The sequence below is a fragment of the Mycobacterium sp. DBP42 genome (assembly GCF_005924235.1).
Classification (GTDB): Bacteria; Actinomycetota; Actinomycetes; order Mycobacteriales; family Mycobacteriaceae; genus Mycobacterium; species Mycobacterium syngnathidarum.
In genome coordinates, this window is sequence record NZ_VCMY01000062.1 from 1 (window position 1) to 25,170 (window position 25,170).

Sequence of the window (25,170 nt, forward strand, 5' to 3'; positions counted from 1 at the left end):
TGTAGTCGATCATGTAGCGCTCGTAGTACACGGGCTCGACGTCGCGGGCGGCGGCCATGATCTGCTCGGCGGTGCACGGTGTCTTGAGGATGCGGTTGGGGATCGGGTAGTCGTCGGTGGCATCGGCCCCGGCGATGCCGGCCCCGGCCAGGCTGCCGGCGACCGCGCAGGCCGCCACGCCGGTGCGGATCAGATTGTTGACACTCTTGCGGTTAAACATCTCGCTCCAACGTTGTTCAGTGCGCGGCTTGTTCGTAGACGAAGCGCTGATCGGGGCAGTAATAGTTGATCGCGGTACCCAGGAACTGCCACGACTGAGCGTCGGTGCTGTCCTTGTCCAGCTGCTTCTTGACGAAACCGACTGAGTCCTGGGCGTTGTGGTCGACGCCGTTGTGCAACCGCTTGCACATGATCTTGCCGATCCAGGCGTTGTAGTCCTTCTGCCCATAGATACCGAAAGTGTGCAACTCGTTGGCGAAATCCGTGTCCGGATCGGCGTATGCCGGTGCTGACACGGCCAGACTAGTTGCGGCACCGAACATCAGGGCAATGATCAGGCGTTTCATCAGGCCAGGGTCTCCTCGGGGTCGCGCTGGATGGGTTTCGGCCACGGTTGCGGCAGCGGACGCTGACGAACCCGCTGTGGCCACCAGAACCAGCGGCCGAGCAGCGTGGCGATCGACGGGGTCATCAGCGACCGGACCACAAGAGTGTCGAACAACAAGCCTAGGCCGATGGTCGTGCCGACCTGACCGATGACGATCAAACTGCTGACGGCCATCGATCCCATGGTGAACGCGAAGACCAGGCCGGCGGAGGTCACCACGGCGCCGGTACCGACCATGGCCCGGATGATTCCGGTCTTCAGCCCGGCATGGATCTCTTCCTTTATTCGTGAGACCAGCAACAGGTTGTAGTCCGCGCCGACGGCGAGCAGGACGATGATCGACATCGGCATCACCATCCAGTGCAGCGGGATGCCCACGATGTGCTGCCAGAGCAGCACCGACAGTCCGAAGGCCGAGGCGAGACTGAGCACCACCGTGCCGACGATCACCGCGGAGGCCACCACGGCACGGGTGAGCACCAACATGATGATGAAGATCAGGATCAGTGCCGCCGCGCCGACGATGATCAGGTCGTAGTCGGCGCCCTTCTGCATGTCGTGGTAGGTCGCCGAGCTGCCGCCGAGGTAGATCTTGGCCCCCTCGAACGGGGTTCCCTTGATGGCGTCGGCCGCGGCAACCTTGAGCGGTTCGATGCGTGCGGTGCCTTCCGGAGTCAGCGGGTCACCCTGGTGAATGATGGTGAACCGCACCGCATGCCCGTCAGGTGACATGAACAGTTTGAGGCCCCGCTGGAAGTCGTCGGTCTCGAAGGCTTCCGGCGGCAGGTAGAACGAATCGTCGTTCTTGGCCGTGTCGAACGCTTCGCCCATGGCGGTGGCGGTCTCCTGCATCGCCATGGTCTGATCCTGCTGGGCCTTCTGCACCTGGTACTGGTTCAGCAGGATCTGCTTCTGGTTCTTCATCGTCTGGATCTGCGCCGGCAACACGGCCACCATGCGTGGCATCAGGTCGGCCATGCGCTGCATCTCGGGAACCAGATCCTGGAAGTCGTCGGACATCGTGTTGATGCCGTCGAGGCTTTCGAAGATCGAGCGCATGGACCAGCAGACCGGGATGTCGAAACAGTGCGGTTCCCAGTAGAAGTAGTTGCGGATCGGCCGGAAGAAATCGTCGAAATCGGCCAGATGGTCCCGTACTTCGGACATGTCACCCGAGGTCGTCTTCATCTTGTCGGCCATCCGCTGCGACACCGCGGCCAGTTCGGTCTGGATGTTCATCATCTCGGTCATCGAGTCGATGCTGGTCTGCAGGTCGTTGGCTTGGTCGAGGATGTTCTGCAGGTTGGTCTGCGCGTAGTCGTTGTTCATCAACTGGGTCGTGCCGCTTTGGCTCAGCGTGTAGGGGATCGTCGAGTGCTTGATCGGATCGCCGTCGGGGCGGGTGATGGTCTGCACCTGGGCGATACCGTGCACGCTCTTGAGGGCCTTGGCGATCTTGTCGATCACCAGGAAGTCGGCCGGGTTGCGCAGATCGCGGTCGGCCTCGATCATCATCAGGTCCGGGTTCATCTTGGCCTGCGAGAAGTGCCGGAATGCGGCGTCGTATCCGACGTTGGTCCCGACGTCCTCAGGCAGGAAGATGCGGTCGTTGTAGGTGGTGTGGTAGCCGGGCAGGGCCAGCAGGCCGACCAACGCGGCGACGATGGCACACACCAGGATTGCGCCCGGCCACCGGACGGTGGCGGTGCCGACCCGGTGCCATCCGCGGGATTTCGAGTGCCGCTTGGGCTCGAGGATCTTGCCGAATCGGCCGAACACCGAGATGACGGCCGGCCCGAGGGTCAGTGCCATGGCGACCACGACGGTCATGCCGATCGCCAGCGGGATGCCCATGGTCTGGAAGTACGGGAGCCGGGTGAAGTGCAGGCAGAACGTCGCGCCTGCGATGGTCAGACCCGAGGCGAGCACGACATGGGCTGTGCCACCGAACATGTCGTAGTAGGCCGCTTCCTTGTCCTCGCCGGCTCTTCGTGCTTCCTGATATCGGCCGATCAAAAAGATCGCGTAGTCGGTGGCCGCGGCGATCGCCAAGGTCACCAGCATGTTGGTCGCGAACGTCGTGAGACCGAAGAGATTGTGGTAGCCCAGTAGCGCGACAAGTCCACGGGCGCCGGACAATTCGAGTACCACCATCACCAGCACGATCAGGGTGGTGATGATCGACCGGTAGACGCCGAGCAGCATGACGGCGATCACGCCGAAGGTGACGAGCTCGATCAGCTCCATGCTCTCGTCGCCGACGATGTTCTGGTCGGTGCTGGAGGCCGCGGATCCGGTCACATAGGCCTTCACCCCGTCGGGGGCGGGGGTTTCGGTGGCGATGCGCCGCACCGCCTCGACCGACTCGTTGGCCAGCGTCTCGCCCTGGTCACCGGCGATGTAGACCTGCACGTAGGCGGCCTTGCCGTCGCGGCTCTGGGCGCCCTTGGCGGTCAGGGTGTCTCCCCAGAAGTCCTGCACGTGCTGCACATGGGTGGTGTCAGCGCGCAGGTCACGCACCATCTGGTCGTAGAACATGTGTGCCTGCAGGCCCAGCGGCTTCTCGCCTTCGAGTACCACCATCACCGAGCTGCTGGTGTCGTACTCCTGGAACTTCTTGCCGACCTCTTTGATGGCGATCATCGAGGGTGCGTCGTTGGGACTCATCGAGACCGCGCGCATCTTTCCGACGACCTCGAGTTGCGGCACGACGGTGTTGAGCAGTGCCACGATCACGATCCACGCCAGGATGATCGGCAGGGCGAATGCTCGGATGAACCGCGGGATCAACGGACGCGGAGGTGCGCCGTGGCGCCCGGTGGCGATGGCATCGGTCGGGGTGTCGTCGGTGGGCGCGCTCATGCTGCCTTCACAAAGCAGAAGGTTTGTGCGTTCAATCCAGTAGCCGTTCTCTCTTCTTTGACCTCGTCATCGACGGTGACTCGGCAACTGATGCTGTCCCCGTCGCCTTGGGCCATGATGTTGGGCTGCACCGACGGCAAGGTGGTTTGCAGCGTCAGAGTCCAAGGCAGCGGCACAGTTCCGGTGCGCTGGGGTTGGCCTTCGAGGTCCATGTAGTTGATGACGGCAGTGTTGCCCGTGCCGAAGATTTCGTATTTCACGAACTTGGGGTTGAAGTCTTCGGCGTTATCCGAGGTGGTGTCGGTGACGATGACGGGATGGGCGCCGAAGACCTTGCGCACGTTCGTCACGATCAGCACGCCGGCGCCCATGGCGACGACGATCAGCACCGGGAGCCATATTCGGCGGATGACCTTCAGCATTGCGGCTGCGAGTGGAGGGTTTTGGCGTGCTGCCGAGCCTGGACTGCAGTCAATGTGTGGCCTCCCGACTTTCGATGTGCTTGCGACAGCCCAGCTGTTAGGCGGCCTAGCAGTTCGAGCGTAAAGTTAGTGCAAGAAGTGGATACGATCAATCCACTTATGACCCCGATCACTTAGGCTGCAGGGATATGACCGAGGAAACACGCCGCGTGTTGCGCAGGGATGCCGAGCGCAATCGGCAACGAGTGCTCACCGCAGCGCGGGAGCTGTTTGCCGAAAAAGGTCTCGAGGCGACACTCAATGACGTGGCACGTCACGCCAACGTCGGGGTGGGCACGGTCTACCGGCGCTTCGCCACCAAGGAAGAGCTCATCGAGGCCATCTTCGTGGACGGCATGGAACAGCTCACCGCGCTGGCGGAAACGGCACTGCAGCATCACGATTCGTGGCAGGGCTTCGCGTGGTACGTCGAGGCCATGTGTGAGATCACGGCGACCGACCGAGGGCTGCGGGAAATCGCGTTCAGCAAGGCGTACGGCGGCGACCGGGTCAAGGCCTGCCAGGAGCGGCTCGTCCCGGTATTGACCAAACTGGTTGAGCGGGCGCAGGGCGACGGCCACCTTCGCCCGGAGGTGTCCTCGACCGACATGCCGCTGCTCGGGCTGTTGTCCGGCACGGTGAGCGAATTCGCCGGCAACGTCGATCCCGACCTGTGGCGCCGATATGTGGCCATCGTGCTGGAGGGCATGCGCTACCACGCTGATCAGTCATCGATTCCGGTGGCAGCACTCGACAGTGAAGCGCTCGACATCGCGATGCAGTCCTGGGAGCCCGCCGGGCCGCCGCGCTGACCGACACTCACGTTTCGGAAATGCCTGTGCGGGCACAATATCCATGTGGTGATCAAAGGTGACTCAGAACGTGACTCGGATCAGTTGTTCTGCGGGGCTGACCTGGCCCGGCGCATCGAGAAGGCCGAAGCCGACCTGATTTCGGCGGCGACGCACGCTGCCGGCGACCGCGGGGCTCAAGGGCTGGTGTTGCCGGTGGCCGGCGGCTATGCCTGTTTCGCCGAGCCGGATTCGCCGATGAACAAGGTGGCCGGCCTCGGTTTCGACGGGATGCCCGACGAGGCCGTGCTGGGTGAGATCGAGCGGGTCTTCGCGGCTCGGGGCAGCGCGACCCGGGTGGAACTGGCCAACCTGGCCGACCCCGAGATCACCGCATTGCTGTCGGGTCGCGGCTATCGCCTCGAAGAGTTCGAGAACGTGCTCGGTCGCCCGCTGGTGGGCGACGAGCACCCGCCGGTGACGGACGTGCAGGTGCGCCGGGCCGACGATCTCAACGCCTGGGTGAATGTCGTGGTCGAGGGCTTCGCCCACCCCGATGGTGAGGGGCCGGTGAGCCACGAGCAGTTCCCGGCCGACATCATCGAGCGGGCCGAGCGGGATATGGAAAAAGCCGGGGCGACAGCGTATATCGCGCTGTGTGACGGCGTGGTCGCCGGTGGCGGGATGATGCGGCTGGCCGGTGGGATCGCTCAGCTGGCCGGCGCTGCGACAGCGCCGGCCTACCGGCGCCGCGGGGTGCAGTCCGCACTGCTGGCGGCGCGGCTGCATGAGGCCGCCGAGGCCGGATGCGAGATCGCCGTGGTGACCACGGCGCCCGGCTCGAAGTCCCAGCACAATGTGCAGCGCCGCGGCTTCCAGCTGCTCTACACGCGGGCGATCCTGGTGAAACCGGCCGAATTGGTTCAGTAATTCAGTAGAGGACTTTGCGCAGGTTGTCCTCGCTGTAATACGCGTCGAGTTCGGCCTGACTCTGATCGGGTTTGAACGCCTTGGCCATCTGGGCCACCGAGGGCACCGCCGTCGGATCCCAGGTCTCGGGCTTCCACGCGTCCGAGCGCAGGAATGCCTTGGGGCAGTGGAAGAACACTTCCTCGATGGCGATTTCCAACGCGAGGATCGGCTGCTTGCCGCCGACGGCCATGGCTTCGAAATAGTCTGCGTCCGACAGTATCCGGGCGGTGCCGTTGATCCTCAGGGTGTCACCGCGGCCGGGGATGACGAACACCGTGCCCACGTGGGGGCGTTGCAGCACGTTGAGGAAGCCGTCGACACGCCGGTTGCCCGGGCGTTCCGGGATAGCGATCGTGGTGTCGTCGATGATCTGGACGAAGCCCGGCGGGTCACCTTTGGGGGAGACGTCGACGCGGCCGTGCGCATCGGTGGTCGCCACGAAGCCCAGCGGTGACTGCTTGAGCCAGGCCTGCTGCGCCTCCGACAACCGGTCGGTCACCTTCTTGGCGACGGCTGCGGTGGGTTGCCCGACGATGGCGCGCAGCTCATCTGCGGAGGTCACTTCACGACGCATGCCTCCATCATGCCCAAGCCGACAAGTGAAATTCCTGGCACGGTTTTCGGCGGGGCTCCCACGAGGTTCCCACGAGAACAACGCAGTGGTCGTAATCCGGGGCGGGCGAGAGCCACGGCGTTGTTTGGGCGTGCGCCGCTCAGCTGTAGCGGGCGGCCAATGCGCGCCGATCGAGCTTGCCGATGCCGCGTCGGGGCAACTCGTCGACGATGTGCACCTCGCGCGGGGCCGCGGTCGCATCGAGGGTGTGCGCCACGTGGGCGCGCAGCTCGGCCACACCAGGCGCCGACGCGCCGGGGGTGAGCACCAGCGCGGCCACCACGCGCTGACCGAGCCGCTCGTCGGGCACCCCGAACACCGCGCAGTCAGCGATCGCCGGATGGTCGGCCAGCACCGATTCGACCAGCTGTGGCAGCACCGTCAAGCCGCCGGTACTCACGGCGTCGTCGACCCGGCCCAACACCCGCAATACTCCCGAATCATCCAGGACGCCAAGGTCATCGGTACGGAACCAGCCGGGTTCGGCGAACGGGTCGGGGTTGGCCGGGTTGCGATACCCCTTGGCCACGGTGGCCCCGCCGAGCAGGATGCGGGAATCGGCACCTGACGTCGCCGCCGGGGCGGCTCCGGCGATACGCACCTTCACACCGTCGAGTGCCACGCCGTCGTACACGCAGCCGCCCGCGGTCTCGCTCATGCCGTACGTGCGCACCACGTTCACCCCCGCGGCCTGCGCGCGTTCGGCCAGCCCGGCCGGCATGGGCCCGCCGCCGATCAGCACGGCGTCGAGGTCGGCCAGTGCCTCCGTGGCGGCCGGGTGGTGCAGGGCCTTGTCCAGCTGCACCGCCACCAGCGAGGCATAGCGGCGGCCGCCGCCCAAAGCGGCCACCGCGGAGGGCAACTCACTCGGGTCGAAGGACGCCCCGATGCTGACGGGTGCGGTGCCGGCCAGTGCACTGCGCACCAGAACCTGCAGACCCGCAATGTGATAGACGGGCAGGGCGAGCAGCCAACGTCCGTCACCGCCCAGCCGGGCGTGGGTGGCGGTCGCACTGGCCCGCAGCGCGTCGGCGGTCAGCAGCGCGCCTTTGGGCCTGCCGGTGGTACCCGAGGTCGAGACCACCACGGCAACGTCGTCGTCGATGTCATCTCCGGCGCGCAAAGTGCTTGTCAGCAAATAACTCTGACGTTCGTCGGCGGCGGGGACGGGCAGTATCGCCGATCCGCTTCCGGTCAGAACCTCGTCGAGGATGGTCAGTAGTTCGTCCGTCGCGGCACCGACGGGAACGGGGCGCAGGACGGCTATGCCAGGCTCCCAGGGTCTTTCGGCTCATCGCCGTTGCGGTGGCCGATGTCGTCGGGGTCGAGAGCGTCCTCGGCGTCGCGCGGATCGTCCAACGGCCAACCTTTGGTGGCCAAGCGTTCCCGCACCCGCTCGACGTCCTCGGCGCGGGGCAGCTCGTCGGTGATCTGGGTGATCAGCACACCGATGTCGATGTGATCGAAATCACCGCGATCGATGAGATCGTGTGCCACGGCTTTGACTTCGTCGTTGGTCAGCCGCCGCGTCAACAGCGCCAACAGCGGCACCCGGTCTGGCCCGGGCACCCCCTCGGGGTACCCGGCATTGAGCCAGGCCGCGATCTTCGCGAGAAAAGCGTTCACTGTGCCTACTCCTGATGCACCCGAGCGAGGTTCCTCCGGACATACGAGTTTGAGCCGGGGGACCGCCTTGATGTTAGTGCTGTCCGCCGACTCGGGCTCGCAGTGAACTTATAGCCAGCTCGGGGATCGGCAAACCGCCCCGGCGAACAATCCGGGGTGGACAGATGAACACTCGGTGAACTCATTCGGAGCGTATTCGAATTGCCAGCTCAGCGTGGTGTTTCCGGCTGGTCAAAATCGCCGGCGGTCCGACAGAATTACGGCCATGAGCGCTGAGCTGATCGTCCTGGTGCTGTTGATAGCAACGGCCCTGGCTTTTGACTTCACCAATGGCTTTCATGACACCGGCAACGCCATGGCCACCTCGATCGCCACTCGCGCTCTCAAGCCGAAGACTGCGGTGCTGCTCGCCGGGGTGCTCAACCTGGTCGGCGCCTTCCTCTCGGTCGAGGTCGCCATCACCGTCACCAGCTCGGTGCTCAAGATCCAGGACTCCAAGTCCGGGTCCCTGATCCCGTCGATCGACGCCTCGACCGGGCTGACGATCATCTTCGCGGGCTTGATCGGCGGCATCCTGTGGAACCTGCTGACCTGGCTGTTCGGTATCCCTTCGAGCTCCTCGCACGCACTGTTCGGCGGTTTGATCGGCGCCGGTCTGGCCGCCATCGGCCTGGCCGGGGTGAACTGGTCCGGCGTCACCCAGAAGGTGCTGATCCCGGCGGTGGCCGCCCCGGTGATCGCCTGCCTGGTGGCCGGGTGCGGCACCTGGCTCGTCTACCGCATCACCCGCAACGTCGCGCAAAAGCGCCGCGAGGCAGGGTTCCGCTGGGGCCAGATCGCCACCGCTTCGCTGGTCGCACTCTCGCACGGAACCAACGACGCGCAGAAGACCATGGGTGTGATCGCGCTCGCGCTCATCACCACCGGTCACCTCAGCGGGGACGTGAAGAGCAACGGCCTGCCGTTCTGGATCATCGCCTCTTGCGCGCTGGCCATCGGCCTGGGCACCTACATCGGCGGCTGGCGGGTTATCCGCACCCTGGGCAAGGGCCTGGTCGAGATCGAATCTCCGCAGGGCCTGGCCGCCGAAGCCTCATCGGCCGCGATCATCCTGAGCTCCAGCGCGGCCGGCATGGCCCTGTCGACCACCCACGTCGCGACCGGCTCGATCCTGGGCAGCGGCGTCGGCAAACCCGGCGCCGAGGTGCGGTGGGCGGTCGCGGGCCGCATGGCGGTGGCCTGGCTGGTGACGCTGCCGGCCGCGGGCTTCGTCGGTGCGCTGGCCTTCTGGCTCTCGCACGGTGTCGAGTCCCTGACCTCCTCGGCGCTCGCCGGCGACGGACTGATCTTCTTCGTGCTGGTCGCGCTCTCCGGATACATGTGGTGGCGCGCCCAGCAGCAGAAGGTCGATCACAGCAACGTCAACGCCGATTGGGACCACTCCACCAACTCGGTGGTGCCCGCGGACCTGCGTGAGACCGCCGAGCCCGCCGCCCCGGGCACCGACAAGAAGCCCGGCGTCGACAAAGCCAGCGTCTGATCACCGGATCGCACAGCGGACACAAGGAATCGAAATGACTTATCTGGAAGCCATTTTCAAGGTGCTGGTGGTCGGGCTCGTCCTCGGCGCCGGTCTGCCTGCGGTGTTCGCCGCGGGACTGGTTGCCTACTCCAACGGTGAGGGCGGTACGAGCGCCGACGGCACCACCCACGCCCCGAATCCCGCTTTGAAGTTCCTCGGCCTGGCATTGTTCGTACTGGTGGGTTTCGTGATTCTGGTTGCCATCGCGTGGATTACGCGCACCACGATCATCCACCACACGGGCATCGACCTGTTCCCGTTCCTGCCCACGAAGTGAGTCGAGCGTGGTGAACGAGACAACGAGCTTCCTGGACAACGTCCTGAACTGGTTGCGGGCCGGCTACCCCGAAGGGGTGCCGCCCACCGACCAGTTCGCCCTGCTGGCGCTGCTGACCCGGTCGCTGTCCGAGGACGAGGTGGTCAAGGCCACGCACGACATCCTGCGGTCCAGCACCGGCGATCGTCCGGTCACCGACGACGAGATCCGCCTGGCGGTACGCAACGTCATCGACAAGGACCCCAATCCCGAAGAGGTCAACCAGGTTGCCGCGCGGCTGGCCTCGGTGGGTTGGCCGTTGTCGTCACCGGCGCGCTGAGCGCCGGCGCTCAGCGGGTGTCCCGGCGCAGCGGGTGGGTGTCTGGGACCTGCACGAAAATCAGGGTGATTCCGTCCGGGTCGGTCACGTGCATCTCGTGCAGACCCCACGGCTCCTCGGCCGCGGCCCGGGCGATCACCACGCCGCGGCCTTCCAGTTCCGCCTGGGTGGCGTAGACGTCGCGCACCTGCAGCCACATCGCCCCGGGGAACTGCCCGGGTTCTGTCGGGCTGTGGTGGCCGGCCAGCTCGATCAATGACTGCCCGGCGTAAAAGACTGTGCCCGCCCCGTATTCGCGAGCGATGGCCAGACCGATCCCGTCGCGGTAGAACGCCACCGACTTCGGGTAGTCGACCGGCCGGAGCAACATCCGACTGGCCAGGATTTCCATATCCCTTGTCTACCACCGCGGCCGGACCGGTCGCCTCGCGACACGTCAGGCCGGCTGGACCCGTTGCCGCTTCATCACCGCGTCGACGAGCCCGGGCGCGACGGTGTTGAGCGCCTTGGCGGTCACCGCCATCCGTGGGGCGATCTGCACCGGGCGGGTGCGCGCCGCGGTCAGCATCCAGTCGGCGGCCTCGGCGGCCGACAGCCCGGGCAGCCCGTCGTAGGCCCGGGTGGGGGCGATCATCGGGGTCTTCACCAGCGGGTAGTACAGCGTGGTGGAATGCACGCCGTCGGTGGCCCACTCGGTTTCGATGACCCGGCTGACCGCGGCCAGTGCCGCCTTGGAGGCGTTGTACACGGCGAACAGCGGGGCCGATTCGTTCATCACACCCCAGGTGGCGACGTTGATGATGTGGCCGTCACCGCGGTCCCGCATCCCCGGGGCCAGGCCGCGAATGAGCCGCAGTGGTGAGTAGTAGTTCAGCGTCATGGTGCGCTCGACGTCATGCCAGCGCTCCAGCGAGTCGGACAGCGGCCGCCGGATCGACCGGCCCGCGTTGTTGATCAGGATGTCGATGCCGCCCAGCTCGCGTTCCACGGTGGCGACCAGTGCGTCCACGGCGTCCAGGTCGGACAGGTCCACCGCGTGGGCGCGCGCGTCACCGCCGTTGGCCGTGATCCGGCTGACCAGGTCGTCGAGCAGATCTCGACGGCGGGCCACCGCGACGACGGTGGCGCCCTTGGCGGCGAACTTCTCGGCGGCTGCCTCACCGATGCCCGAAGAGGCGCCGGTCAGCAGGATGCGCTTGCCGGCGACGTCGATGTCGGCGTGGGCTTGTAGCCGTTCGGTCAGCGGCGGACGCATGCTGGTCAGCAACAGCTGTTCGGACAGCCGGCGCAGCGGGCTCTTGCTCATGCGCCGAGTTTAAGAGGCCTGGATTTGCCCTCCGTATCCCGCATGCCGCACTTGCGCGATGACTTGTCGGCCTGCGCCGAGTCGGTACCGCCATGACCATCATCGGCAAGCTCGACCAGCGATTCAGTGAAGCAACCGAGGCGACGAGCTGGGAGTCGGCCGCGGCAGCCCTCGGTGCCGCCGGGCTGTACTGGCTCACCACCGTGCGGGGTAACGGCCGGCCGCACGTCACACCGTTGGTCGGTGTGTGGACCGGCGATGCGCTGGTGTTCTGCACCGGCCCCGCCGAGCAGAAGGCGCGCAACTTGCAGGCCGGCGCGGCCGTCGCCGTCACGACCGGAACCAACACCTGGGCCGCGGGTCTCGACGTCGTCGTCGAGGGCACCGCCGCGCGCGTGACCGGCCGGCAGCGGTTGACCGCCCTGGCCGACGCGTACCGGGGCAAGTACGGCGACGACTGGGATTTCGATTGCGACGACGACGTTTTCGATTCGCAGGGCCAGCCGGCGTTCGTCTACGAGGTGGTTCCGGCCAAGGTGATCGCGTTCGCGAAGTCACCTCATGGCCAGACCACCTTCCGCTTCTAGAAGTAGCGCGGGAAACCGCTCCAGTCCGGATCGCGCTTCTGCAGGAACGCGTCGCGACCCTCGACGGCCTCGTCGGTCATGTAGGCCAGTCGGGTGGCCTCGCCGGCGAACACCTGCTGGCCCACCAGGCCGTCGTCGATCAGGTTGAACGAGAACTTGAGCATGCGGATCGCCTGGGGCGACTTGCCGTTGATCTCGGTGGCCCACTGCAGTCCGACGGACTCCAGTTCGGCATGGTCGACGACCTCGTTGACCGCGCCCATCTGATACATGGTCTCGGCGTCGTACGCGCGGCCCAGGAAGAAGATCTCGCGGGCGAACTTCTGTCCCGTCTGCCGTGCCAGGTAGGCGCTGCCGAACCCGCCGTCGAAGCTGCCGACATCGGCGTCGGTCTGCTTGAACCGGGCATGCTGGCGGCTGGCCAAGGTGAGGTCACACGTGACGTGCAGGCTGTGCCCACCGCCGGCGGCCCAACCGTTGACCAGACAGATCACCACCTTCGGCATGAACCGGATCAGCCGCTGCACCTCGAGGATGTGCAGCCGCCCGGCCCGTGCCGGGTCGACGGTCTCGGCGGTTTCACCTGCCGCGTACTGGTAGCCCGACCGGCCGCGGATACGTTGGTCCCCACCGGAGCAGAAGGCCCAGCCGCCGTCCTTGGCCGAGGGTCCGTTGCCGGTCAACAGGACCACGCCGACGTCGGGGGACATCCGGGCGTGGTCGAGGACGCGGTACAGCTCGTCGACCGTGTGCGGCCGGAAGGCGTTGCGCACCTCGGGCCGGTCGAACGCGATCCGCACCGTGGGCTGCCGGGAGTCGTCGGCGACATGCCGGTGGTAGGTGATGTCGGTCAGGTCGTCGAAGCCGGGTACCGGCTCCCAGGCTGTCGGGTCGAACGGGTTGTCTGCACTCACGTGCTCGACTGTAGAGCGAACGTATCCAGAGGTTTCACAGGTATCGCCGCGGGGTACCAACCCCGGCGCGATGATGCGTACCGCGCATCACCAGAGGAGAGAGGGCCACGATGAAGAAGTTGGCGAGTGTGTTGATGTCGGGTTTGGCCGCGGGCGTGGTGCTCGTGGGCTGCACACCCGAGGTGACCGGCGGTGACACGAAGTGCGAGGACTTCATCGGGCAGGACGAGAAGACGCAGAACGACGCGGTGGCCAAGATGCTCAAGGATGAGAAGGGCACCGATGCGGCCCAGCTGGAGATCACCGGAACCCGGTTGGCCGTGCAGACGTTCTGCCAGACGGCGGGCAAGCAGGACTCCAAGATCAAGGAGGCCCCGCACCTGAGCTGAGCCCCGGGCTAGATCGGGTCCAGCCGGAAGACCGGGCACCGCCCCGCGAGTGATTCGAACTCGTCGGGGTTGGGCCCGGTCACCAGGCCGGCGTTGCGCATGAAGCCCACGCCGGTCGGTACCAGAACCGGGAACTGGCGCAGCAGTGGGCGGGCTTGCTCGGCGGGGATCTCGACCATGCGCACCCGCTGGTCTTTGCGGCCCTGATGCACCGTGGCCTCGCCTGCGGCGCGGGCGTTGGCCGCCCAGTCGCCTTTGGGCAGACCGCCGACGATGTAGCGGTGGCCGTCGATGGTCATCGGGGTGACCGGCGTCGAGCGGGGTTTCCCGGTCTTGCGGCCCGGCAGGGTCAGTACGACGGGGCCCTTGTCGCCGCCGACACCGAGCTTGTTCAGCCCGATCATCACCTTGTTGACGTACTTCAGCCACCACGGTGGCCGGATGCGGTCGTCAGCCATGCCTACACATTAGGCACGGACACCGACGTCGTGCAGGGCCGCGATCAAGCCGTCGGGGCGCTCGGCGGTGGGCAGCGGGTCGACCAACGCGAACTGGCAGCCCACCGCGCGGGCGCCGCCGTCGGCCTCTTCGCTGTCACCGACCATCAGCGCGTCCGCGGCGGCTACCCCGAGGCGGTCCAGTGCCGCGGTGAAAATCGCCGGATCGGGTTTGATGACGCCGACTTCGAAGGACAGCACGTACTCGTCGACATACCCGGAGGCGCCGATCGCGGCGAAGGCCGGGCGTACGTCGAAAGCGATGTTGGAGACGACGGCAGTCCGAATGCCTTGTGCTTTGAGGTTTTCGAACACTCGAGCCGTGTCCGGATAGGCGGTCCAGCTGGCCGGGTCGATCACCCGGTTGTACAGCGATTCGGCGTGGTGGTCGGCCAATCCGGATTCCCGCAGCACGTGCAGGTAGGCCTCGCGGTGCAGGTGCGGCGCCAGGTCGCGGTTGGCCCACGCCCGGTACTGCTCGTCGGTCATGGCCACCGAGCGTCCGGTCGGCGCGGTCAGGCGGCGCATGAGCTCGGTCTGGACGTGACCGTCGACCTCTTGCTCGTCGACGGCCATCCCGGCGAACCAGCTGTCCTGTTCTTCGAGGCGGAACAGGGTCCCGGAGAAGTCGAACAACGCAGCGGCCACCATGCCCGCCATCGTGCCACGCGGGTGGCCGGTATCAGCCTCGTTCACGGATAGCCTTGTCCACCAACACCTGTCGTTCGCGTTCGTTGTCGGCCAAGGTTGCGGCCCGGTCGAACTGCTCGGCCGCGTCGTGGTGCCGACCCAGCCGGGCCAGCAATTCGCCGCGGACGCTGGGCAGCAGATAGGAGCCATCGAGGCCCTCGATGCCGTCGACGATCTCCAATGCTGCCCGCGGCCCCGAGTGCATCGCGACGGCCACCGCGCGGTTGAGCTGCACTACCGGCGACGGGGTGATCTGCAGCAGCGCGTCGTACAGGGCGACGATGCGGGCCCAGTCGGTCTCGGCCGCGGTCGGGGCCACCGCATGACATTCGGCGAGCGCGGCCTGCAGTGCATACGGGCCCCAACCGCGTTGCTGCCGTGCCGTACTGGAGCGTTGCAGGGCCGCGACGCCGCGTTGGATCTGCGCGCGGTCCCACCGGGCCCGGTTCTGGTCTTCCAGCAGGATGGGCCGGCCCTCGGCGTCGGTGCGGGCCGCAAAACGTGAAGACTGGAATTCCATCAGTGCCACCAGGCCGTGAACCTCGGGTTCGTCGGGTATCAGCGCGGCCAGGACACGGCCCAATCTCAGTGCTTCGCTGCACAATTCGTCTCGGATCCAGCGCAGGCCGGCAGAGGCCGAGTAGCCCTCGTTGTAGATCAGATAGATGACCGAGAGCACCGCCGACAGCCGTCGCGGGTACTCGTCACGCGGTGGCACCTCGAAGGGCGGGTCAGCCTGGGCCAGGGTCTTTTTCGCGCGGGTGATGCGGGCGGCCGCGGTGGCCGTCGAGGTCAGGAAGGCCCTGGCGATCTCGTCGGTGCTCAACCCGCCGACCATGCGCAAGGTCAGCGCGATCTGGGCCTCGCGGGACAGCACCGGGTGAGCGGCGATGAAGATGAGCCGCAGCACATCGTCGTCGATGCGGTCGGGGTCCCAGGCCTCCTCGACGTGTTCGGCCAACTCACGGGCCAGCACCGCGTACTTGGCATCGAGGTTTTCTGCGCGTCGCCAATGGTCGATGGCCTTGCGTTTGGCCACCGTGGTCAGCCAGGCGCCGGGACTGCGCGGCACACCGGTCTGCGGCCACTGCGTCAGCGCGTCGAGCAGGGCGTCGGAGGCCAGATCCTCGGCCAGGGCGACGTCCCCGACAGTGCGGGTCAGCGTGGCCAGGATCTTGGCTGCCTCCATGCGCCACACCGCATCGAGTGTCTGCTGCATGTCGGCGGCGGGTGCCGGGTTGTCAGCCACGCCGCCATTCTGCCGAGCCCGCTGTCGCCGCGCCCCATTGTCGTCGCGTCCCGCCGTCGCCGCCGCGCCCCATTGCCACGCCAGAGTGGCGCTCGCCGCCGACAGCCACTCCCGCGTGACAAAGCCCGATGGCTCGAGGCGTCATCCCGTCCGAGCGTCACGCCAGAGTGGCACTCAAGCGCGAGCGCCACTCTGACGTGACAAAGCGGGGCAAAGGCCGTGACAAAGCGGGGCAAAGGCCGTGACAAAGCGGGGCAAAGGGCCCGTCAAAGCGCGCCGACAGAGAACGTCAGCCGATCGCGCGGGCAGCGCCCTCCCAGAACTGGGCCCGCACGGCCTTCTTGTCGGGCTTGCCGAGCGCGGTCACCGGGACGGAGTCGACGACGATCACCTGCTTGGGCGATTGCACCGAGCCCTTACGCTCCTTGACGGCGGCCTGGATTTCGGTGGTGACGCGTGTGACCGCCTCGTCGTCGGATGCCGCGTCGGGCCGCAGCACGATCACCGCGGTCACGGCCTCGCCCCACTTCTCGTCGGGGGTGCCGATCACGCACACCTGGGCCACCGAAGGATGTTCGGCCACAACGTCTTCCACCTCACGCGGGAACACGTTGAACCCGCCGGTGACGATCATGTCCTTGACCCGGTCGACGATGAACCAGTAGCCGTCCTCGTCCTCACGGGCCATGTCTCCGGTGTGCAGCCAGCCGTCTTTGAACGTATCCGCGGTGGCTTCGGGCAGCTTCCAGTAACCGCCGGCCAGCAATGGCCCGGACACGCAGATCTCGCCGACCTCGCCCTGCGCAACAGGCTGACCGGAAGCGTCCAGCAGCGCGGTGCGCGCGAACAGGGTGGGTCGGCCGCAGGAGGTCAGCCGCTTCTCGTCGTGGTCCTTCTTGCCCAGGTACGAGATCACCATCGGCGCCTCGGACTGGCCGTAGTACTGCGCGAAGATCGGCCCGAAACGCTTGAGTGCCTCGGCCAGCCGCACCGGGTTCATCGCCGAGGCGCCGTAGTACACCGTCTCCAGCGACGACAGGTCGCGGGTGTGGGAGTCCGGGTGGTCCATCAGCGCGTAGATCATCGACGGCACCAGCATGGTCGCGGTGATGCGCCGCTCCTCGATCACCCGCAGCACCTCGGCGGGGTCGAACTTGGGCAGCACGATCATCTCGCCGCCCTTGACGATCGTCGGCACGAAGAACGCGGCCCCGGCATGTGAGAGCGGCGTGCACATCAGGAATCGCGGATTCTCGGGCCATTCCCACTCGGCGAGCTGGATCGTGGTCATGGTGGTGATCGACCGCACCGTGCCCATCACGCCCTTGGGCTTACCGGTGGTGCCGCCGGTGTAGGTCAGCCCGCCGATGTGATCAGGCTCCAGTTCGGCGGCCACCAGCGGCACGGGGGAGTACTTGGCGGCCTCGGCCGTCAGGTCGACGACCGACGCGTCGGCACCGGCCAGTGCCTCGGGCACGGGGCCGATGGTCAGCACCTGGCGCAGGGAGGGCACTTTCTCCAGCAATCCGAGGGCCCGCTCGGCGAACGCGGGGGTGGGGTCGATGATGAGCGTTGTCACCTCGGCGTCGGTCAGCACATACGCGTGGTCGTCGAGGGAACCGAGAGGGTGTAGTGCGGTGCGACGGTAGCCCTGGGTCTGGCCGGCGCCGATGATCATCAGCACCTCGGGGCGGTTCAGCGACAGCAGGCCGACGCCTTCACCGGCGCCGGCGCCGAGCGCCTCGAAGGCCTGAATGTACTGGCTGATGCGTTCCGCGAGCTCGCCGCCGGTCAGCGTGGTGTCGCCGAGGAACAGCACGGGCTTGTCCTTGTTGCGCTTGAGCGCGCCGACGGTGAGGTGGCCGGAATGGATCGGATGGTGCAGCAAGGCATCACTCATGGAGTCCAGACTAGAACGTGTTCCAGAAACCGTGGAGCCGATCCCCTGATATGGCGTGTAACACATGGTGGCCGCGGACCGAAATACCGATCGAAATACAGGTAGCGCGGTACTCGTGTCGCGGCATTCAGCGCTGCCTAGCGTGACTGATTGTGGGGGGTGGGAGCCAGGCCCCGGCGGGTTAGGGACCGCCGGGGTCTGTGCCCGATCAGCGGTTGGCGGCCTCGCGGGCCTGCCGGGCCAGCTTCTCGGCCACCTCGGCCTTCCACTGGATCTCCTTCTGCACCCACTCGTTGTCCTGCGGGAACTCGTCGGTCTCGCTGACCCGGCGGACCTCCAGCTTCACGCCCTGGCCCAGCGGGCATTTCCGGGCCCACTGCTTGGCCTCCTCCTTGGAGGACACGTCGAGGATCCAGAACCCGTTGAACAGTTCCTTGGCCTCGGTGTAGGGCCCGTCGGTGACCACCGGCGGATCGGCGTTGAAATCGACCACGAAGCCTTCTTCCGGGTCGGTCAGTCCCTCACCGGCCAGCAGCACACCGGCCTTGATGAGCTCCTCGTTGTAGCGGCCCATCGACGCGATGATCTCGTCGAAGTCGATGTTCTGCTCGGCCATGGCGACCTCGGCCTCGGGGGTGGAACGCATGATCAGCATGTAGCGCGACATTGTGTGTCTCCTTCGTGCGTAGGGAAGGGGCTCGCTTATCGTGCCCTCGTTACTACGTCGAACGGCACCCCACGAAAATCGACACGGCTCGAGAAACTTTCTGAAATTTTCTCAATCCGCAGGCCAGGCGTCTCTTAGAGGCGGCCGATAGATGTGGATTTCATGATCGACGACGCGCAAGCGGGCGCGCAACGCAACGTCCCGATGTGGAAGATCGCCGCGATCCCGGTCGTGGTGGTCGGGCTGCTCGCCGGGATTTTCGCCAGCACCCGGTTGGCCAATCAGCCCATGGTCAGCGTGGGGCCGGTCGTCGCCTACGCGACGGTGCACGACCAGGATGCGGTGCTGGTCGCCTACGGGCGCACCGGCGGGACGGTGGGCCCGCCGTTCGGTTCCGGCGACACCTGGCAGGAACGGGTGGCGGCACTTTCGCTGGATACCGGTGAACTGTTGTGGGACGTCCAGCTGCACGACAGGCACGGGTGGGAGCGTGGTGTGCTCGCCGTGGCCGACGGCCTGGTGTACGTCGCCAGCGATCGGGGCCTTTCGATCGTGAAAGCCGACGACGGAAGCATCGTCGAGGGCACCGTCGGCGAGCACTACGTCGAGTCCTTCAATGGGTACAACGTCGACCCGCGTCTGGATGCCGTTGTCGCGCTGACGGATTCCGGTTCGGTCGAGGCGGTGCGGCTGGGGACGACGGAGCCCGCGGCGGTCACCGACGAATTCGCCGACGCCTGGCGCACCACGTTGCTGGACAACTCCACCCCCACGGCCGACTCCGATTTCGGCATCATCCACGTCGACCCGGCCGCGACGCCCGACGGCATGGTGCTGCCCGACGACACCACCATCTCGATACCCAAGCCGTACCGATCGCCTGATCCGCAGCTGATGCGCGGTGGCAAGGTGCTCGCGCGGCTCGACGGACTCACCAAGAAGGAGCTGGTGTACGAGGTGGTCCGCACCCCGGCCGCGTTGGCCACGCCTGCTCAGCTCGCCGAGGGCACCGACATGTTCAGCCACTACCATTCGTCGGCTGCGCCGCTCGGTGTCGACCACGGGGTGGTGCTGGTCGGCGGGGAGCGGGCCGACGATCCCCGTGTCGACGAGTTGCGGCTGTTCGACATCGATACCGGCGACACCCTCGCGGTGGTCGGCAATCTCGACGGTTATGTCCGCGCCACCGCGACACCGAACGGGTCGATCCTGGTGATCGCCGCAGAGGCGGGCAGTGGCCTGGACGACGACCGCGTCATCATCCTGCGGCCTGATGGCCGAACCACTTCCACGCAGATCGGCGACACGGATTTTTGGGGACGGACCCGGGCCAACGTCGCCACGCTCTAGCATCCGAGCATGACCAGCCCTGCTGTGCCGGCCGATCTCGTCCTCTACGGAGACATCCTCACCGTCGATGCCACCCAACCCACGGCTGAGGCGATCGCGGTCTCCGGTGGTCGCATCGTCGCCGTCGGGCCTCGCTCCGAGGTGGCGGCCTGGGTCGGTCCGGGGACCGATGTCCGTCAGGTCGACGGTTGTGTCATGCCGGGTTTCGTTGAGGCGCACGGTCATCCGCTGATGGAGGCGGTGGCCTTGTCCGGCCGGATCGTCGACATCCGTCCGGTCACCCTGGCCGGCGCGGAGGCGGTGCTCGACGCGATCGGCGCCGAGGTGGCCAAACGTGGGGCCGACGGTGCCTTCCTCAACGGCTGGGACCCGTTGCTGCAGCACGGGTTGCCCGAGCCGACGCTGGCCTGGCTGGACAGCGTCGCGCCGCGGACGCCGTTGGTGATCGTGCACAATTCGGGCCACAAGGCGTACTTCAACACCGCGGCGGCCCGGCGCGCCGGGCTGACGAAAGACACCCCGGATCCCAAGGGCGCCAAGTACGGCCGTGATGCCGACGGCAATCTCGACGGCACGGCCGAGGAGACCGGAGCGGTGTTCGGACTGCTGGGAGACGCCATCTCGGTGGGCGACTATCCGGCCATGTTGGTCGCCGAATGCGCGCGCCTGAACCGGGCGGGGTTGACCACGTGTTCGGAGATGGCGTTCGACCCGATGTTTCGGCCGTTGCTGGCGCAGATGCACGACCAGTTGACGGTGCGGTTGCGGACCTACGAGATGTCGACCGCGGCGCTGCACACCGACGCCAGCCCGTTCGAGGGCGACGACACCGTGCGTCAGGTCGGGATCAAGATCTGGGTCGACGGGTCGCCGTGGGTGGGCAACATCGACCTGACCTTCCCGTACCTGGACACCGATGCCACCCGGACCATCGGGGTGGTGCCCGGTTCCTGCGGCCACGCCAACTACACGAAAGAGCAACTCACCGAGATCGTCGCCACTTTCTTTCCGCAGGGCTGGCAGCTGGCCTGCCATGTGCACGGTGACGCCGGGGTGGACACCATTCTCGACGTCTACGAAGAGGTGCTGCGCGCACATCCCCGCGACGATCACCGGCTGCGGCTGGAACACGTCGGTGCCATCACGCCCGAGCAGCTGCGGCGGGCGCATGCCCTTGGCGTCACCTGCAGTCTGTTCGTCGACCATCTGCACTACTGGGGCGATGTGCTCGTCGACGGGTTGTTCGGCCCCGAGCACGGCGGCCGGTGGATGCCCGCGGGGTCGGCCGTGGCGACCGGCATGCGGATCTCCCTGCACAACGATCCGCCGGTCACCCCGGAGGAGCCGCTGCGCAACATCAGTGTGGCCGTCACCCGCACCGCGCCGAGCGGTCGTGTCCTGGCGCCCGAAGAGCGGCTGACCGTCGAGCAGGGGATCCGGGCGCAGACCATCGATGCGGCGTGGCAGTTGTTCGCCGACAACGTGATCGGCTCACTGCAGGTCGGCAAGTACGCCGACCTGGTGATCGTGTCGGGCGACCCGCGCGAAACCGCCCCGGAAGCCATCGCCGACCTGGAGGTACAGGCCACGTTCCTGGCGGGCCGTCAGGTTTATCCGAAAGCCGGTTGACGGGTCGCGTGCCGTGGCACGCTCGGGGCATGTCAGATTTGCCGGCACCGAAGTTTCTCGACGAACGCGTCGCTCACTGGGCGTCCACCAGGCCTGACGAGGAGGCGGTCACCTATCTGAGCCGCACCTGGACCTGGTCGCAGTGGTACGACCGGATCCAGCGGTTGGCCGGTGCGTTGAGCGCGTGGGGCGTGGCGCGCGGCGACGTCGTCGCGTTCCTCGACAAGAACCACCCCGCCTGCGTCGAGACGACCATCGCGGCCGCGTCGCTGGGTGCGGGTACCGCGATCATCAACTTCCGGCTCGCCGCAGACGAGCTGGACTACGTGCTCAACGACTGTGGCGCCAAGGTGCTCGTGGTCGGCGAGGAGTTGCGGGGCGGCATCGACGCGATCGCCGACCGGCTCACGTCCGTCGAGCACATCGTCACGGTGACACCCGAGGGTGGTGACGGCGACGAGTATGAGGCGCTGCTGGCCGGTGCGTCGCCGGTGGGCCGGTCGCCGGATGCGCAGCCCGATGACGTGGCCATCATCATGTACTCCTCGGGCACCACCGGCCGGCCCAAAGGTATTGCGCTGACCCATGCCAACGTCATCGCTCACACCATCAACGCATTCGAGGGCTGGACGCTCAGCGCCGGCGACAAGAGCTTGGTGGCCATGCCGCTGTTCCATGTCGGCGGGTCGTCGTACATGCAGTGGGGGTTGCATCATGGGGCGCCGACGTACATGACGCGTGACGTCGACGGGATGGCGCTGGCCGGTGGCATCCTGGCCGGGGCGAACCGCACGTTCCTCGTGCCTGCCGTGCTGGCCAAGGTGTTCGACACCGGGGAGGACGCCGTGAAGCTGTTCGGCGCGTTGAAGACCTTCGCCTACGGGGCGTCACCAATGCCGTTGCCGCTGTTGCGTTCTGCTTTGCAGGCCTGGCCGGAAACGGAATTCATCCAGGTGTACGGACTGACGGAGGTGTCGGGCGCGATCAGCCGACTGGGGCCGGAGGACCATCGTGGGGCCAGTGAAGCGCGGCTGATGAGTGCCGGCACGGTGGTTCCCGGTTCCGAGGCCAAGGTGGTCGACCCGGACACCGGGGCCGAGGTTCCGGTCGGTGAACAGGGTGAATTGTGGTTCCGTTCACCGCAATTGATGAAAGGCTATCTCAACCGTCCGGAGGCCACGGCGGAGTCGATCACGCCCGAGGGCTGGTTCCGCACCGGCGACATCGGCCGCGTCGACGACGGCGGCTACATCTTCGTCGAGGACCGGCTCAAGGACATGATCATCTCCGGCGGCGAGAACATCTACTCGATCGAGGTCGAGCGGGTACTGGCCGAACATCCCGCTGTCACCGAGGTCGCGGTGATCGGCGTGCCGGACGAAAAGTGGGGCGAGTCGGTGAAAGCCGTTGTGACACTGGACGGCGACGTTTCCGAACGAGAGTTGATCGCGTTCGCGCGGGACCATCTGGCGGCCTACAAGTGCCCCAAATCGGTCGACGTCGTCGACGAGCTGCCCCGAAATCCGACCGGCAAGATCCTCAAGAAGGATCTGCGCAAGCCGTACTGGGAGGGCCGCGACCGCGCCACGGTGTAGGAACAGGCTGCTGCCGGCTCTTCATTTCCCCTTCTCAGGGGAGTATTTTCGGCCCCATACGTGTGCGCGGAGATGTGGGGTGCGGACATGGCACATGCGCATAGATTGCAGAAGATGTCCCGCGGGTTCGGGATCTTGATCGTCCTGGCCCTGGTGGTGACCGGTGGGCTACTCGGGCCGCCGCCACGTGCAAGTGCCTGGTCAAGGGGGGGTTTGCCGGTCGAGATGTTGTCGGTGCCGTCCGCGGCGATGGGGCGCGACGTCAAAGTCCAGTTCCAGGGCGGCGGCTCCCACGCCGTCTATCTGCTGGATGGGCTGCGGGCGCGTGACGACTTCAACGGGTGGGACATCGAGACCCCGGCGTTCGAGTGGTTCTACCAATCCGGGTTGTCGGTGGTCATGCCCGTCGGCGGCATGTCGAGCTTTTACACCGACTGGTACCAGCCGGCCGCGGGCAACGGCGGGGTGTGGACGTACAAGTGGGAGACCTTCCTGACCAGCGAGTTACCGCAGTGGCTCGCCGCCAACAAGCGGGTGTCCTCGTCCGGCAACGCTGTCGTCGGGCTGTCGATGTCGGGCAGTTCGGCGCTCATTCTCGCCGCGTACTACCCGCAGCAGTTCCGGTACGCGGCATCGTTGTCGGCGTTCCTGAACCCGTCTGCCGGTCCGTGGCCCGGGCTGATCGGGCTGGCCATGGGTGACTCGGGCGGTTTCTCTGCCGACGCGATGTGGGGGCCGCCCGGCGATCCGGCGTGGGCGCGCAACGATCCGACACTGCAGGTGGGGCGGCTGGCAGCGAACAACACCCGCATCTGGGTGTACTGCGGGTCGGGCACCCCGGGCGAGCTGGGTGGCGGTGACCTGCCGTCCACCTTCCTGGAAAACACGGCCCTGCAGAGCAATTTCAACTTCCGCGACCAGTACGTGGCCGCCGGTGGGCACAACGCGGTGTTCAATTTCCCGCCGACCGGCACCCACACCTGGGGTTACTGGGGTGCGCAGCTGAACCAGATGAAGCCCGACATCCAGCGGACATTGGGCGCGGCCTGACCGATTGGGCATCATTGACGGCGTGACTGACGCGAGGGCGGCGCTTGACGACATTCTCGAACGCCTGCACGTCGTGGCCCTGCCGATGCGAGTTCGCTTCCGCGGCATCACCGTTCGTGAAGTCGCGCTGATCGACGGCCCGGCCGGCTGGGGTGAGTTCGGCGCATTTGTCGAATACGAGCCGCCCGAGGCGGCGGCCTGGCTGGCCTCAGCGGTGGAAGCGGCATATCGGCCCGCGCCCGTCGTGTATCGGGACCGTGTCCCGATCAATGCCACCGTGCCCGCCGTGCCGGCGGGCCAGGTGCCGGAGATCCTGGCGCGGTTCCCCGGGGCGCGCACGGCCAAGGTCAAGGTGGCCGAGCCCGGACAGACCTTGGCCGATGACGTCGCGCGCGTCAACGCCGTGCGCGCGCAGGTTCCGGTGGTGCGGGTGGATGCCAACGGCGGCTGGACGGTGGAAGAGGCCGCTGCGGCCGCCGCGGCGCTGACTGCCGACGGGCCGCTGGAATATCTGGAGCAGCCGTGCGCGGCGGTTGACGAGCTGGCGGCCCTGCGGCAGCAGGTGGCGGTGCCGATCGCCGCTGACGAGTCGATCCGCAAGGCCTCCGATCCGCTGCGGGTGGTGCGCGCTCGCGCCGCTGACGTCGCGGTGCTCAAGGTCGCGCCGCTGGGCGGGGTGACGCGGATGCTCGACATCGCCGCACAGATCGACATCCCCGTCGTGGTGTCCAGTGCGCTGGATTCCGCGGTGGGCATCGCGCGCGGGCTGCTGGCCGCTGCCGCGTTACCCGAGCTGGAGCATGCGTGCGGGCTGGGCACCGGCGGTTTCTTCGTGGCCGATGTCGCCGGCGTTCCAGCGCCGGTCGACGGATATCTGCCGGTCGGGCCGGTCGTTCCGGATCCTGCCCGGCTCTCGGAGCTGGCCGCGACGCCGCAGCGACGGCAATGGTGGATCGATCGCGTGCGGCAGTGCCACCCGCTGATATTGGAGTAGGGACGCCGCCGCGGTGAGTGTGCCTCGGTCGTTTCGATCGCCGTTGTCACGCTGGCGTGGCAGTCGAGGGCGGGCGCCACTCCAGACATCCCAGGGTCGTAAGTTGTCAAGCTGCTTGGGTGTGGGTGGTGGGTTGGCGGTGTGCCCAGGCGGTGTGTTCGCTGTAGGTGCTGTGGTGGCGTAGGCAGCCGTGGAGGATTCCGACGAGGCGGTTGCCGAGGGCGCGTAGGGCTTGGTGGTGGA

The 25,170-nt window shown here is 66.8% G+C and carries 27 protein-coding genes and 1 pseudogene; 12 read left to right on the plus strand and 16 right to left on the minus strand.

Annotation, left to right across the window (positions count from 1 at the left end):
* From E0T84_RS29840 to E0T84_RS29855, 4 genes are all read right to left on the minus strand, one after another.
* Positions 1–220 (minus strand): DUF5078 domain-containing protein (locus E0T84_RS29840; RefSeq protein ID WP_138746279.1); only part of this gene is annotated, 220 nt, incomplete at its 3' end.
* A 16-nt stretch (positions 221–236) separates the two neighbouring features.
* Positions 237–566: a DUF732 domain-containing protein gene (locus E0T84_RS29845; protein WP_070185499.1), complete on the minus strand. Its 330-nt coding sequence runs from the start codon at positions 564–566 to the stop codon at positions 237–239.
* Positions 566–3,469 (minus strand): RND family transporter, encoded by a 2,904-nt coding sequence (locus E0T84_RS29850; RefSeq protein WP_138746280.1) that lies wholly within the window; start codon positions 3,467–3,469, stop codon positions 566–568. The genes E0T84_RS29845 and E0T84_RS29850 overlap by 1 nt, the downstream gene beginning before the upstream one ends.
* Entirely contained in the window at positions 3,466–3,891 is a 426-nt protein-coding gene (locus E0T84_RS29855) for an MmpS family transport accessory protein (protein WP_070185501.1), read from the minus strand. Before E0T84_RS29855 ends, E0T84_RS29850 begins: the two co-directional genes overlap by 4 nt.
* A 188-nt stretch (positions 3,892–4,079) precedes the next feature.
* Here E0T84_RS29855 and E0T84_RS29860 point away from each other — a divergent pair, with 188 nt between their 5' ends.
* Both E0T84_RS29860 and E0T84_RS29865 read left to right on the plus strand, forming a co-directional pair.
* The gene (locus E0T84_RS29860; protein WP_070185502.1) at positions 4,080–4,742 is read left to right on the plus strand and encodes a TetR/AcrR family transcriptional regulator; all 663 of its coding nucleotides are present in this window, start codon (positions 4,080–4,082) and stop codon (positions 4,740–4,742) included.
* 45 nt (positions 4,743–4,787) lie between these two features.
* The gene (locus E0T84_RS29865) at positions 4,788–5,651 is read left to right on the plus strand and encodes a GNAT family N-acetyltransferase (protein WP_138746281.1); all 864 of its coding nucleotides are present in this window, start codon (positions 4,788–4,790) and stop codon (positions 5,649–5,651) included.
* Position 5,652: 1 nt separating this feature from the next.
* On the opposite strand, the gene E0T84_RS29870 is transcribed toward E0T84_RS29865, so the two are convergent.
* From E0T84_RS29870 to E0T84_RS29880, 3 genes are all read right to left on the minus strand, one after another.
* On the minus strand, positions 5,653–6,267 hold the full coding sequence (locus E0T84_RS29870) for a pyridoxamine 5'-phosphate oxidase family protein (RefSeq protein WP_070185503.1): 615 nt from the start codon (positions 6,265–6,267) through the stop codon (positions 5,653–5,655).
* 139 nt (positions 6,268–6,406) lie between these two features.
* Positions 6,407–7,525: an o-succinylbenzoate--CoA ligase gene (menE, locus tag E0T84_RS29875; protein WP_212757742.1), complete on the minus strand. Its 1,119-nt coding sequence runs from the start codon at positions 7,523–7,525 to the stop codon at positions 6,407–6,409.
* Positions 7,526–7,569: 44 nt separating this feature from the next.
* A complete protein-coding gene (locus E0T84_RS29880; RefSeq protein WP_070185505.1) occupies positions 7,570–7,932 on the minus strand; it encodes a DUF3349 domain-containing protein in 363 nt (120 codons plus the stop codon).
* 265 nt (positions 7,933–8,197) lie between these two features.
* On the opposite strand from E0T84_RS29880, the gene E0T84_RS29885 reads away from it, so the two are divergent.
* From E0T84_RS29885 to E0T84_RS29895, 3 genes are read left to right on the plus strand one after another with little or no spacing between them, the layout of a single operon-like run.
* Positions 8,198–9,472, plus strand: coding sequence for an inorganic phosphate transporter (locus E0T84_RS29885; protein WP_070185506.1), 1,275 nt, complete (start codon positions 8,198–8,200; stop codon positions 9,470–9,472).
* A 34-nt stretch (positions 9,473–9,506) separates the two neighbouring features.
* Positions 9,507–9,791 carry a hypothetical protein gene (locus E0T84_RS29890; protein WP_070185507.1) on the plus strand — a complete coding sequence of 95 codons (285 nt, stop codon included), beginning with the start codon at positions 9,507–9,509 and terminating at the stop codon, positions 9,789–9,791.
* A gap of 31 nt (positions 9,792–9,822) precedes the next feature.
* A complete protein-coding gene (locus E0T84_RS29895; protein ID WP_255740602.1) occupies positions 9,823–10,110 on the plus strand; it encodes a DUF3349 domain-containing protein in 288 nt (95 codons plus the stop codon).
* A 10-nt stretch (positions 10,111–10,120) separates the two neighbouring features.
* Here the strand turns inward: E0T84_RS29895 and E0T84_RS29900 are convergent, their stop codons facing one another.
* Entirely contained in the window at positions 10,121–10,501 is a 381-nt protein-coding gene (locus E0T84_RS29900) for a VOC family protein (RefSeq protein WP_070185508.1), read from the minus strand.
* Positions 10,502–10,546: 45 nt separating this feature from the next.
* Positions 10,547–11,416 (minus strand): SDR family oxidoreductase, encoded by an 870-nt coding sequence (locus tag E0T84_RS29905; RefSeq protein ID WP_070185509.1) that lies wholly within the window; start codon positions 11,414–11,416, stop codon positions 10,547–10,549.
* A gap of 92 nt (positions 11,417–11,508) precedes the next feature.
* On the opposite strand from E0T84_RS29905, the gene E0T84_RS29910 reads away from it, so the two are divergent.
* Entirely contained in the window at positions 11,509–12,003 is a 495-nt protein-coding gene (locus E0T84_RS29910) for a pyridoxamine 5'-phosphate oxidase family protein (protein WP_070185510.1), read from the plus strand.
* Here the strand turns inward: E0T84_RS29910 and E0T84_RS29915 are convergent.
* Positions 12,000–12,917 carry a 1,4-dihydroxy-2-naphthoyl-CoA synthase gene (locus E0T84_RS29915; RefSeq protein ID WP_070185511.1) on the minus strand — a complete coding sequence of 306 codons (918 nt, stop codon included), beginning with the start codon at positions 12,915–12,917 and terminating at the stop codon, positions 12,000–12,002. The genes E0T84_RS29910 and E0T84_RS29915 overlap by 4 nt on opposite strands.
* 110 nt (positions 12,918–13,027) lie before the next feature.
* On the opposite strand from E0T84_RS29915, the gene E0T84_RS29920 reads away from it, so the two are divergent.
* On the plus strand, positions 13,028–13,306 hold the full coding sequence (locus E0T84_RS29920) for a hypothetical protein (RefSeq protein WP_070185512.1): 279 nt from the start codon (positions 13,028–13,030) through the stop codon (positions 13,304–13,306).
* A gap of 8 nt (positions 13,307–13,314) precedes the next feature.
* On the opposite strand, the gene E0T84_RS29925 is transcribed toward E0T84_RS29920, so the two are convergent.
* From E0T84_RS29925 to E0T84_RS29945, 5 genes are all read right to left on the minus strand, one after another.
* Positions 13,315–13,764 (minus strand): nitroreductase family deazaflavin-dependent oxidoreductase, encoded by a 450-nt coding sequence (locus tag E0T84_RS29925; protein ID WP_070185513.1) that lies wholly within the window; start codon positions 13,762–13,764, stop codon positions 13,315–13,317.
* A 9-nt stretch (positions 13,765–13,773) separates the two neighbouring features.
* A complete protein-coding gene (locus E0T84_RS29930; protein ID WP_070185516.1) occupies positions 13,774–14,463 on the minus strand; it encodes an HAD family hydrolase in 690 nt (229 codons plus the stop codon).
* A 22-nt stretch (positions 14,464–14,485) separates the two neighbouring features.
* Positions 14,486–15,712 carry an RNA polymerase sigma factor gene (locus tag E0T84_RS29935; RefSeq protein ID WP_070185517.1) on the minus strand — a complete coding sequence of 409 codons (1,227 nt, stop codon included), beginning with the start codon at positions 15,710–15,712 and terminating at the stop codon, positions 14,486–14,488.
* A gap of 319 nt (positions 15,713–16,031) precedes the next feature.
* Positions 16,032–17,642, minus strand: a complete 1,611-nt coding sequence (gene fadD8, locus E0T84_RS29940; RefSeq protein WP_138746282.1) for a fatty-acid--CoA ligase FadD8 — start codon at positions 17,640–17,642, stop codon at positions 16,032–16,034.
* Positions 17,643–17,850: 208 nt separating this feature from the next.
* Positions 17,851–18,309 carry a YciI family protein gene (locus E0T84_RS29945; RefSeq protein WP_070187035.1) on the minus strand — a complete coding sequence of 153 codons (459 nt, stop codon included), beginning with the start codon at positions 18,307–18,309 and terminating at the stop codon, positions 17,851–17,853.
* A gap of 162 nt (positions 18,310–18,471) precedes the next feature.
* Between E0T84_RS29945 and E0T84_RS29950 the strand changes: the two genes are divergently transcribed.
* From E0T84_RS29950 to E0T84_RS29970, 5 genes are all read left to right on the plus strand, one after another.
* Positions 18,472–19,659 carry a PA2928 family protein gene (locus E0T84_RS29950; RefSeq protein ID WP_249383783.1) on the plus strand — a complete coding sequence of 396 codons (1,188 nt, stop codon included), beginning with the start codon at positions 18,472–18,474 and terminating at the stop codon, positions 19,657–19,659.
* Between the two features lie 9 nt (positions 19,660–19,668).
* On the plus strand, positions 19,669–21,288 hold the full coding sequence (locus E0T84_RS29955) for an amidohydrolase (protein WP_138746283.1): 1,620 nt from the start codon (positions 19,669–19,671) through the stop codon (positions 21,286–21,288).
* Between the two features lie 29 nt (positions 21,289–21,317).
* Entirely contained in the window at positions 21,318–22,883 is a 1,566-nt protein-coding gene (locus E0T84_RS29960; protein WP_138746284.1) for a long-chain-fatty-acid--CoA ligase, read from the plus strand.
* A gap of 114 nt (positions 22,884–22,997) precedes the next feature.
* Positions 22,998–23,933, plus strand: coding sequence for an esterase family protein (locus tag E0T84_RS29965; protein ID WP_371726386.1), 936 nt, complete (start codon positions 22,998–23,000; stop codon positions 23,931–23,933).
* Positions 23,934–23,955: 22 nt separating this feature from the next.
* The gene (locus tag E0T84_RS29970; protein ID WP_138746286.1) at positions 23,956–24,927 is read left to right on the plus strand and encodes an o-succinylbenzoate synthase; all 972 of its coding nucleotides are present in this window, start codon (positions 23,956–23,958) and stop codon (positions 24,925–24,927) included.
* 106 nt (positions 24,928–25,033) lie between these two features.
* Here the strand turns inward: E0T84_RS29970 and E0T84_RS29975 are convergent.
* Positions 25,034–25,170: pseudogene (locus tag E0T84_RS29975) on the minus strand (IS110 family transposase); the annotation flags it as partial.